This is a genomic window from uncultured Campylobacter sp. (genome assembly GCF_938045535.1).
Lineage (GTDB): Bacteria > Campylobacterota > Campylobacteria > Campylobacterales > Campylobacteraceae > Campylobacter_B.
On sequence record NZ_CALIMQ010000283.1, the window covers coordinates 1 to 9,380 of the forward strand.

Genomic DNA, 9,380 nt, shown 5'->3' on the forward strand with positions numbered 1-9,380 from the left:
GGTGGCGGAATAAATTTTGCCCAAATATTTATTATCCAGCGCCGCAATATTCTTGCGCAATTCCCCGACTATCTGTGGAATTAGCGCAATACGCCTATTTTTAGCTAGGAGTTTAATAAAATTTACGATTTTTTCACTTGGATTTTTTATAAATGACGCGATAAGTTCCACTTTGGATTCCTCTTTTAGCGTCGGGGATTTTACAATATCTTGGAATTTTGGAATTCTAAATGCGCTCGCGACGCTCTCGAGCGTCTGCAAAACAGAGCCTAGTTCATCTTTTTTATAGCTCAGTATCAGGGCGTTTACATATCTTTTTGAGGTGTTATTTATCATCATCCGACCTTTTTCTCTACGATTTTAACCAGTTTGTCTTGACCGAATTTGATGTCATCCGATGCAAAAACGTCATCCAGTATCTCGCTTACGACCTCTTTTTTGATCTTGCGCGCCTCAAAGCTCTTCTGCTCATCGAAAGATTTTTGCAAATTCGCAATTTCTTGCTCGGTCGCATTTTTTATCTTTTCGGCGGCGAACACGATCTCTTTTTTAGCAGTTTCAATTAAAGCTGCGCCTTGAACCTTAGCATCTTGCAAATCTTTTTTAGCTTGCTCCTTGCGAGCTGCAGACTCTTTTAAAATTTTTTGATTAGTCTCAAGTCTAGATGCAATGCCATCGATTCTACCTTGATATGCTGCTTTTGCGGGACCTTTTAAAAGATAAAACAAAATTCCGAAAAACAAAATGAAATTTATGCTTCGCCACAGCACGTCGTAGTCTTTGACCCCATCGTGCCCACCGCTTGCTAAAACAAGCGCGGGAATTATAAATAAAAATAGATATTTTTTCATACTGAAATCCTCATACTTTAGCCACAGCGCTACTTAGAGCATTTTTAAATTCCGGAATTTTGGCTCGCAAATCATTTTTTAGGTTGCGCTTTTGCTCATCCAAACCGCCTAAGAATTGATCAAAATCCTCCTCCATCGCGGCTTTTTTCTCGGCTATTTCTCTGGCGGCAGCCTGCTTCGCGCTATCCATCGCCTCTCGCTTTATTTTAACAGCCTGCAACTTCGCAGCATCCATGATTTTTACGATCTCTGCTTTATCGGCATCTGCATCCTGTGCATTTTTCATCGCATTTGTCTCATCTTCTTTAATAATAGCCTCTCGCTTTTCCATATGCAAAAGTAACGGTCTATAAAGCTTGATATTTAAGAAGTAAATCAAAGCCAAAAATACGACGATGGTCGTTATCATGGCGGTCAAACTTACGTCTAGCATCGCACCTCCTCCAGGTTAGTTTTAAACAAAATGTGTATTTTACAATATGAAAAATTAAAATACACTATAAAAAATCATCCGATTTTCTTTAAAAACTCGGAAATTTGTAAAATTTCGCTAAATTCGATCGAAATTTTACGCTCTTTGATACTTATTTTACCAAATTGATCAAGCTTGGCCTTTAGCTTTAAAAGCTCAGGCTTGAAGCTTTGAAATTCCGCACCAGACTTTTTCTCTTTCGGATCGGTTTTATCTTTGAGTTTTTTTACTAAATTTTCGGTATCTCTTACGCTTAGACGCTGTCCTAAAATGGTATTTAGCGCTAAAATTTGATCCTCTTTTTCGAGTCCAACCATTATCTTGGCGTGCCCTTGCGAAATTTTATCTGCGCTTATGGCGTCTTGCACCTCGGAGCATAAATTTAAAAGTCTTAGCGTGTTAGTAATCTGCGTGCGGGACTTTTTGATGATGTCGGCTAACTCCTCTTGCGTGATCCTGTATTCGCCGATAAGCTCCTTATAGGACTTAGCAAGCTCGATAGGATTTAGATCCTCGCGCTGGATATTTTCGATGAGGGCAAGCTCTCTTAAATTTTGAGATTTTATGTCCGCGACTACGGCTTTGATTTTACTCTCGCCCAAAAGCTTTGTTGCTCTTAGGCGCCGCTCGCCGGCGATAAGGACGTAAGAATCATCTTTTTGAATAACGATGATAGGCTGAATAAGCCCGTGACGGGCGATGCTTTCGCTCAGCTGCCTAAGTGACTCCTCATCGAAGCTTTGACGCGGTTGATATGGATTTGGCTCGATTTTATCGACATCGATTTCGATAACTAAACTATCTGCATTTCCACTTTCTAGCTCCCTATTATAGGAGCTTTCTACGTCGTCTAAAATCGCACCGAGCCCGCGACCGAGCGCTCTTTTTACCTTGCCCATTTTTGCTCCATTATGGATTTAGCGAGGTCTTGATAAGCGATGGAGCCAGCAGATTTTATATCGTATAAAACCACCGGCTTGCCAAAGCTTGGGCTTTCGGCTAGCTTAATATTGCGCGGAATGATGACTAGATCATCACTCTTGCCGATACGAAAGAGCTTATCGTCGAAATACTCGCGTAAATTCGCGACCGTTTCTTTGGCTAGATTGTTTTGCAAACTATACATCGTAGGTAAAAATCCGCGAATTTTTAAATTTTTATTGAGCGTTTGCTTGACGACTTTTACGGTATTTAGGATCAGCGCGACGCCTTCAAGTGCATAGAATTCGCACTGAATCGGGATGATGACGCTATCACTTGCAACCAAGGCATTTACCGTAATGCTACCAAGCGTCGGCGGCGAATCGATGATGATGAAATCGTATCTGTCCTTAACCTCGGAAATTTTATTTTTTAGCATTAGTTTGAAATCTTTCTCTTCGCTTACTTCGCGCTCGATGCCTACAAGTCCGATATTTGACGGCACTAAATCCATAAACTCAAGTTCGGTCTTTTGGATCACTTCGGACATGCTCTTACGCCCCGTTAGGACGTGATAAATGTTAAATTCAAAGTCGCTGCGGTTAAAGCCAAGCCCCGTCGTAGCGTTCGCCTGAGGGTCTACGTCGATCAGTAGGACCCGCTTTTTCTTTATCGCTAGCGACGCAGCGAGATTAACCGCTGTGGTCGTCTTTCCGACGCCGCCTTTTTGATTGGCAATCGTAATTACTTCACTCATCTTAAAGCATAAACCCTTTCTTCATTTATTATGATCGATCCGTCTTCGCAAAGTTTAGCCTGCGCGAGTGAAATTTTTTCGCCGCCTAGATGAACGCTAAATTTTTGCGATTTTTGGAATTGTAACGAAAAATTTCTAAAAATTTGCTTCCACGAGATTTTATTTTCATATAGCGCAAAAAAGCCCTCTATAGCGTCTTTTGCGCTGATTTTTATATCTAAAATTCCCGCATATTTGGGCGCGCCGAGTAGGTTCATGCCAATGCCGCAGACTAGGGTATTTTTGATCTTATTCGTCATCGTTCCGCCGATTTTACGCTCGCCCAGATAAAAATCGTTGGGCCATTTTAGCCAAAGCTGCGAACCGAGCGATGCGAGAAATTCCTGCATGATCATCGCAAAATATATACTCGCCGACTGTAGCGGCACGTCCGCGGGCAGATCCGTTTGGGCTACACAAAACGAAAAAGCAAGATCGCCGCTCGCGCCCTCCCAGTCGTTGCCGCGCGAGCCGATACCGGCGCTTTGGCGATTTGCGGCGATCGCAAAAGGCGGCGTTATCCTGCCTTCGCGCACGGCGCCTACTAAAAACTCCTGTGTAGAGGGCATTTGCTCTATAAATTCTACTTGCAAAACCCGCTCCTTGCGTAAGACGAAGGGCTCGCCTTGAAATATTGCAAGCGTTTAAATTCCGCGCTGCGATAGAATTTTGCGACAAGATAAAATTTAGCACGATAAAATTTTACGGCGTAGCGGAATTTTATGCGATGAAATTTTGCAATCTTGCTAAATTCTTTGGCAACGCGGATTTTCCTAGCGGCACCGCGATAAAATTTTAAAGCTTTATCTCGCAAAAATTCTGCGGCACGATCATAGAATTTTAAATGGTGCGAGTTCGGTGCGACGTCGCAAGATTCGCAACCGCCAAAGCGAAATTTAAAGTTCCTGTGAGCGTAAAATTTTAGAGCATAGAAGCGAGGTTTTAAAATTTTATAAAGCCTTGATTTTGGAGCTTCATTTCGAAATTCCGCGCGGCAAAATTTTACTTCACGATTGCGGCGATACCCAAGGCAGAATTTCGCCGCGACGCCAAAAGCGCGGCGCGAATAAAATCCCAGCATAGCATCAAAAGCGTGGCACAAAACGCGATAATTTAAAATCCCGCCTAGCATAGCAGATCACCGATCTTTAGCCGCTTACCGTTTAAATACGCGCTAGCGTTCACCGGCTTTTTGCCTGGCTCTTGCACGGTCTCTATACATAAAGCGCCCTCTCCGCACGCGACGCAAAAGCCGAGCTTATCAACATGCAGAATTTCGCCCGCGCGCTGAAATTTACGCCCGCAAGATTCACGCAAGATTTCTAAATCTAAAATTTTTAACCCGCTAGCTAGATAAATCCCCGGCCAGGGCGTCAGCGCGCGAAATTTATTATAAATTTGCCGTGCGCTTTCCTCAAAGCTAAAAAGCCCGTCCGATTTGCTTATTTTTTTGCAGTGCGTAGCCTGCGCGTCATCTTGCTTAAGCGGCGTCAAATTTGCAAAATTTCGTAGCACTCGCACGATAAGCTCGCCCGCGAGATAGCCGAGCTCGTCAAACAGCTGCGCCGCCGTTTTATCCTCGCAAGGCGTGTAGGCAAAATCAAGCATATCGCCCGTGTCAAGCCCCGCATCCATCAGCATCGCCGTTACGCCCGTCTGCTTTTCGCCAGCCATTAGCGCGCTTTGAATAGGGCTTGCGCCGCGATATTTAGGCAGGATCGAGGCGTGCAGATTTATGCAAGGCGCGACATCAAGGACGGCCTGCGGCAAAATTTTACCGTATGCGGCAACCACGATGAAATCAGGCTTTAAGTCTTTTATCTGCGCTACAACCGCCTCGTCTTTTAAACTCGCAGGCTGAAAGATCGGCACTGCGGGCAGATGCTGCTGCGCGTAAACTTTAACCTCGCTAGGCGTTAAAATTTGTTTCCTGCCGACGGGCTTATCAGGCTGCGTAAAGACGGCCGCGATCTCAAATTTTGCCTCCGCAAGCGCGCGTAAAATTTTAGCCGCATACTTGGGCGTTCCCATAAAAACTATATTCATTCTTTTCCTTTAAATTTAGCCAAATCACGGCGCGAGCGATCATGCAGGCGCTAATCATGCTCGAAATAAATTTTACGCAGATCGCGAAGTAAACCTGGTTCGCACTCGCTCGCGCGAAGTAAAATTTATACGCGTCGCACAAACTAAACCCCGCGTAAAAGACCGCATCATTGCCGTTTTTCGCGCTTATTTGACGGCGGACTGATTTTTATCCTCGGATCCGTCCGGCCAAGACCAAAAAGCGCACGGATCTTCGGACCAATAAATCTTTGCAGACGGTTTCGCCCCCAGCTCGTCAAGGCTAATCTTGCCGTCGCGATTAGCGTCTAAGCTCTTAAATTCCGAGCCTGAGCGCAGATTTAGCTCTACTCTCAGCCCAGACGGCACCTCGCTCGCCATCCACTCTTGCAAGCTCAGCGCGCCGTCGCGATCCTTGTCGTTAAAGTCCATAAAATAAGGCGCCAGATCGGAAAGCTCGCAACATACGCGCCGAAGCATTCACAAGCTAGCCGCGTCGCTGCAAAAACACTCACGAAAAACACCCGCGCGGTGCCTGCTCGGACTGCGTAAAACGCGCCAAACGGTATCTCGCGCTACACGAGCAAAACAAAACCTACCGATCACCATAAGAGACCGACGATAAAGAGACCTGTGATCTTCGCGCTCCCTTGTTAAGCTATTTTTAGGCGTGCGGGCCAGCCTATCTCCATAAGGTTCGCCGCGATGAGATATCCGCGCTATTTTAAAGCTCCTTTTTAAGCAGCTCAAGCAGGTTAAATTTTAGCTCGTTTATATTTTGTCCCGTCGCCGAGGAGATCGGCATTACGAAAAACGGCTTAGCGGAGTTAAATTCGTAAATATCTTGCTTGTAGATCGAGCCGTTAAATTTAGCGTTTTGCACGACAAAATTTGAGCTTGCGCCGTTTGCATTTTGATCCGCGTTGTTTGCGCTCTGATATGCGTCGCCGTTTTCGGCGCTAAATTTAGAAATTTCGCTCGGCTCGGTATTTAAATTTGAACCCGTCTCGCCGGCATTTGGTTTTAAAATTTCGTCGCCGTTTTTACCTGCCGCAAGCCCCAAATGCGATAAAAACGCGTCAAATTTTTCCTGCAAATTTTCAGCCGCGTCCGCGCGAGTTAGGGCGATCGCATAGTCTCTTTTTGCAAGCTCGCCTGAAAATTTCGCCGTCTCGGCCCTCAGCGCGTCAAACTGCTCCTCGAGGCTGCGGTAATTCGCAAGATCTAGCATAAAAAGCAAAATTTTCGTGCGCTCGACGTGTTTTAAAAACTGCACGCCAAGCCCGCGCCCCTCGCTAGCCCCCTCTATGATACCAGGGATATCGGCCATGACAAAGCCGCTGTATTCGTCAACCTCGACGAGGCCGAGCTTTGGCGTGAGCGTAGTAAACTCGTAGTTTGCAATCTGTGGTTTGGCGTTTGAAACGGTCGAGATTAGCGTGCTTTTGCCCACGTTTGGAAAGCCCACAAGCCCCACGTCGGCGATGAGTTTTAGCTCCAAGCGCACCTCGCGCGTCTGCCCCTCTAGGCCTTTTTGCGCGTATTCAGGGGCTTGGTTGATCGAGCTTTTAAAGTGCACATTGCCAAGCCCGCCCTTGCCGCCTTTTAAAAACAGCCTCGTCTCGCCGTCGTTTAGCATATCAAGCACTAGCTCGCCGCTATCTTCGTCGTAAACGCTGGTGCCCGGAGGCACGATGAGATAGAGATCCTCGCCGCTTTTGCCGGTCTTTTTGCGACCCTCGCCGGGCGCGCCGTTTTGCGCTTTAAACTCATGCTTGCCCTTGTAGGATGAGAGGGTATGAGAGTTTTTATCTACTCTAAAATACACGTCGCCGCCGTCGCCGCCGTCGCCGCCGTCGGGACCGCCTGAGATGACGAATTTTTCGCGGCGGAAGCTGACGCAGCCCGCGCCGCCGTCGCCTGATTTGACGCTAAATTTTACGCTGTCTATGAACATAGCTATCCTTAAATTTAAAACGGCAATTATAGCCAAATGAGTTGAAGATAATTTTTAAACGGATGAAATTTTAAAGAGGGGCTTGCGCCCCCGAAGATTTTAGCGATGTTTACGCGGCTGGATAAACCGATACTTTTTTGCGATTTTTGTCTTTTCGCTCAAATTTTACGACGCCGTCGATCAACGCGAAAATCGTGTGATCGCTACCCATGCCTACGTTGCTGCCCGGGTGCGTCGCAGTGCCGCGCTGGCGGATGATGATGTTGCCCGCGCGAACGAACTCGCCGCCGAATTTTTTGACACCTAAGCGTCGTCCGATGGAATCTCTATTATTTTGAGTTGAGCCTTGACCTTTTTTGTGTGCCATTTCCTATCCTTTATGCGTTAATCGAAACGACTTTGACGCGGGTATATTGGCGTCTGAAGCCGCGTTTTACTTTTGAATCTTTGCGTCTGCGTTTTTTAAAGATAACGACTTTTTTATCCTTGCCTTCGCAAACGACCTCCAAAACCACCTTGGCACCCTTTACAAACGGTGCTCCTACCTTTAACTCGCCGTCGTTTAGCGCTAAAACTTCGCTAAGTTCGAGCTTTGCTTTCGGCTCAGCATTAAAATGGTCTAAATTTAGGTAGTTGCCCTCTTCGACCTTATACTGCTTGCCGCCGTGTTTGATGATAGCATACATCAAAAATCCTTTAAAATTTGGTAGCCAAAAAGGCATTTGCCGTGCAAAATTTAAAAGCCCGTTTGGTATGAAACTTTGAATATTATCCGAAATTTTATAAATTCCTACTGAAACGCCTCGCAAAATTCCTACGAAATTTCAAATTTCAAGGGCTCGGATTTATTTTAAACTAAAGATAAATGTGCTACTATCGCAACGAAATTTTTGAAGGAGAATTTTATGAGAAATTTAATAGCTGCGCTCGTAGCAGCGGTATTTTTTATCGGTTGTTCCAACTGGAATATATCCAACGAACCAAGCGGAGTACGCAATCAAACAAAATCCCAAAGCAGCAAAACAAATATCGGCGGCGTAAATGATAAAGTCCAAGAGGTCTCCACCGCAGGCACCACTGATATGGTCGAAACGACCTTGCCCGATAGCACAGGTATGACTAATGCGCCGAAAGATCGCAGCGATGCATTTCATATCAATCAAGTAATTTCTGCATGGAATAAACAGCCAGACTCCATCAAGACAACCGAAGACAATGGCAATATCTACACCTGGAAAAACTATAAGCCGGGCTGCGACGTATCACTTACCAGCGACTCGGAAGGCTACGTATCAAAATCCGCTATCAAATCAGCACTGTCTCAGTGCCTATAACCAACTTATCCGCGACGCCGAAATTTTAAAATTTCGTAAAATTTCGGCTTACGAGCGGGTCTGCTTCGTCAAATCTAATCTTAAAATCCTACGGTTCACTCTTAAAAATTTACTATACATATTGTATAATCGAGGACTTTTAATCACTGGAGTAAAATATGAAGAAAATTTTATTTGCAGGTGCGCTTTTAGCGGCATTAGGTAGCTATGCGGTGGCTGGCGAACACATCAAGGTCTATCACGGCAAGAGCTGCGGCTGTTGCCATAACTGGGCAAAATATATGGAGCAAAATGGCTTTGAAGTCGAGATGATTTCGCTGGCCGACGAGCCGCTTATCCAGAAGAAGAATGAGCTCAAACTTCCGCTGGAGCTCGCTAGCTGCCACACCGCGATCGTAGACGGATATGTAGTCGAAGGACATATGCCAGCAGGTGAGATCCGCACGCTACTAAAAAATAAGCCTAAAGACGTTATCGGCATAGCAGTACCTGGCATGCCGCTAGAAGCGCCAGGTATGGAGCAAGACTCACAGCCCGAGGTCTATGATGTGGTAGCGTTTAAAAAAGACGGCTCATATCAAAGCATTGCCACTTACAAAGGCAAAGAAAAAATCAAATAATCCGCCGCTTTAAAGCGGCAACTTACTTATTATTTTGCCTATTTATGGCTTGGCGCAATTTACTTTAGCCGGCGAATGCTGCCACTATATGCAAAATGACGCGCAAATTAATTTCAAAAACTAGCATGATAAAGGAAATTAAAATTCGGATGGATGGGCTAATAGGGGTCGAACCTATATTCACAAATCCAGAGTTTGTTGTCCTGCCATTAGACGATAGCCCATTGCGGAAGCGGTATTTTATAGAATTTTGCTTTAAAAAAGCATAAGAGCGGGCGGAATTTTAAAATTTACATAAAAAGGGAAATCTATGCAACTAAAAAAGATAACGCCGTTAAGCAACGAGTATCTCGAAAAGCTCGGCT

Annotated in this window: 14 protein-coding genes and 1 tRNA gene; 3 read left to right on the forward strand and 12 right to left on the reverse strand. The window is 45.3% G+C overall.

Translation table 11 applies throughout. From position 1 onward, the window contains the following. The 6 genes from Q0095_RS08695 to Q0095_RS08720 all read right to left on the reverse strand — a co-directional run. The coding region (locus tag Q0095_RS08695; RefSeq protein ID WP_297883150.1) for a F0F1 ATP synthase subunit delta at positions 1 to 336 on the reverse strand (336 nt) is incomplete at its 3' end. Next, entirely contained in the window at positions 336 to 851 is a 516-nt protein-coding gene (locus Q0095_RS08700) for a F0F1 ATP synthase subunit B (protein WP_297883151.1), read from the reverse strand. The genes Q0095_RS08700 and Q0095_RS08695, both read right to left, overlap by 1 nt. Positions 852 to 861: 10 nt before the next feature. After that, positions 862 to 1,284 carry a F0F1 ATP synthase subunit B' gene (locus tag Q0095_RS08705; protein ID WP_297883152.1) on the reverse strand — a complete coding sequence of 141 codons (423 nt, stop codon included), beginning with the start codon at positions 1,282 to 1,284 and terminating at the stop codon, positions 862 to 864. 74 nt (positions 1,285 to 1,358) lie between these two features. Then, entirely contained in the window at positions 1,359 to 2,222 is an 864-nt protein-coding gene (locus Q0095_RS08710) for a ParB/RepB/Spo0J family partition protein (protein ID WP_297883153.1), read from the reverse strand. After that, on the reverse strand, positions 2,210 to 3,001 hold the full coding sequence (locus Q0095_RS08715; RefSeq protein ID WP_177389424.1) for an AAA family ATPase: 792 nt from the start codon (positions 2,999 to 3,001) through the stop codon (positions 2,210 to 2,212). The genes Q0095_RS08710 and Q0095_RS08715 overlap by 13 nt, the downstream gene beginning before the upstream one ends. Continuing rightward, complete coding sequence (locus tag Q0095_RS08720) at positions 2,998 to 3,633, reverse strand: biotin--[acetyl-CoA-carboxylase] ligase (protein WP_297883154.1); 636 nt, start codon at positions 3,631 to 3,633, stop codon at positions 2,998 to 3,000. Before Q0095_RS08720 ends, Q0095_RS08715 begins: the two co-directional genes overlap by 4 nt. 41 nt (positions 3,634 to 3,674) lie before the next feature. On the opposite strand from Q0095_RS08720, the gene Q0095_RS08725 reads away from it, so the two are divergent. Further along, positions 3,675 to 3,839 carry a hypothetical protein gene (locus tag Q0095_RS08725; protein ID WP_297883155.1) on the forward strand — a complete coding sequence of 55 codons (165 nt, stop codon included), beginning with the start codon at positions 3,675 to 3,677 and terminating at the stop codon, positions 3,837 to 3,839. Between the two features lie 326 nt (positions 3,840 to 4,165). On the opposite strand, the gene fmt is transcribed toward Q0095_RS08725, so the two are convergent. The 5 genes from fmt to rplU all read right to left on the reverse strand — a co-directional run bounded on the left by fmt (position 4,166) and on the right by rplU (position 7,747). Then, positions 4,166 to 5,086 (reverse strand): methionyl-tRNA formyltransferase, encoded by a 921-nt coding sequence (gene fmt, locus Q0095_RS08730; protein ID WP_297883156.1) that lies wholly within the window; start codon positions 5,084 to 5,086, stop codon positions 4,166 to 4,168. A gap of 186 nt (positions 5,087 to 5,272) precedes the next feature. Further along, entirely contained in the window at positions 5,273 to 5,584 is a 312-nt protein-coding gene (locus Q0095_RS08735; protein WP_297883157.1) for a hypothetical protein, read from the reverse strand. 244 nt (positions 5,585 to 5,828) lie between these two features. Continuing rightward, positions 5,829 to 7,061, reverse strand: a complete 1,233-nt coding sequence (gene obgE, locus Q0095_RS08740) for a GTPase ObgE (protein WP_297883158.1) — start codon at positions 7,059 to 7,061, stop codon at positions 5,829 to 5,831. A gap of 109 nt (positions 7,062 to 7,170) precedes the next feature. After that, positions 7,171 to 7,428 (reverse strand): 50S ribosomal protein L27, encoded by a 258-nt coding sequence (gene rpmA / locus Q0095_RS08745; protein WP_295151027.1) that lies wholly within the window; start codon positions 7,426 to 7,428, stop codon positions 7,171 to 7,173. 10 nt (positions 7,429 to 7,438) lie between these two features. Beyond that, complete coding sequence (gene rplU, locus Q0095_RS08750; RefSeq protein WP_040303368.1) at positions 7,439 to 7,747, reverse strand: 50S ribosomal protein L21; 309 nt, start codon at positions 7,745 to 7,747, stop codon at positions 7,439 to 7,441. Between the two features lie 219 nt (positions 7,748 to 7,966). Here rplU and Q0095_RS08755 point away from each other — a divergent pair, with 219 nt between their 5' ends. Together Q0095_RS08755 and Q0095_RS08760 are read left to right on the forward strand one after the other, a co-directional pair. Further along, a complete protein-coding gene (locus Q0095_RS08755) occupies positions 7,967 to 8,395 on the forward strand; it encodes a hypothetical protein (RefSeq protein ID WP_040303372.1) in 429 nt (142 codons plus the stop codon). A 158-nt stretch (positions 8,396 to 8,553) separates the two neighbouring features. Continuing rightward, positions 8,554 to 9,015, forward strand: a complete 462-nt coding sequence (locus Q0095_RS08760; RefSeq protein WP_297883159.1) for a DUF411 domain-containing protein — start codon at positions 8,554 to 8,556, stop codon at positions 9,013 to 9,015. Positions 9,016 to 9,165: 150 nt separating this feature from the next. Here the strand turns inward: Q0095_RS08760 and Q0095_RS08765 are convergent. Continuing rightward, a tRNA-Gln gene (locus tag Q0095_RS08765) sits at positions 9,166 to 9,239 on the reverse strand. Between the last annotated feature and the right edge of the window lie 141 nt (positions 9,240 to 9,380).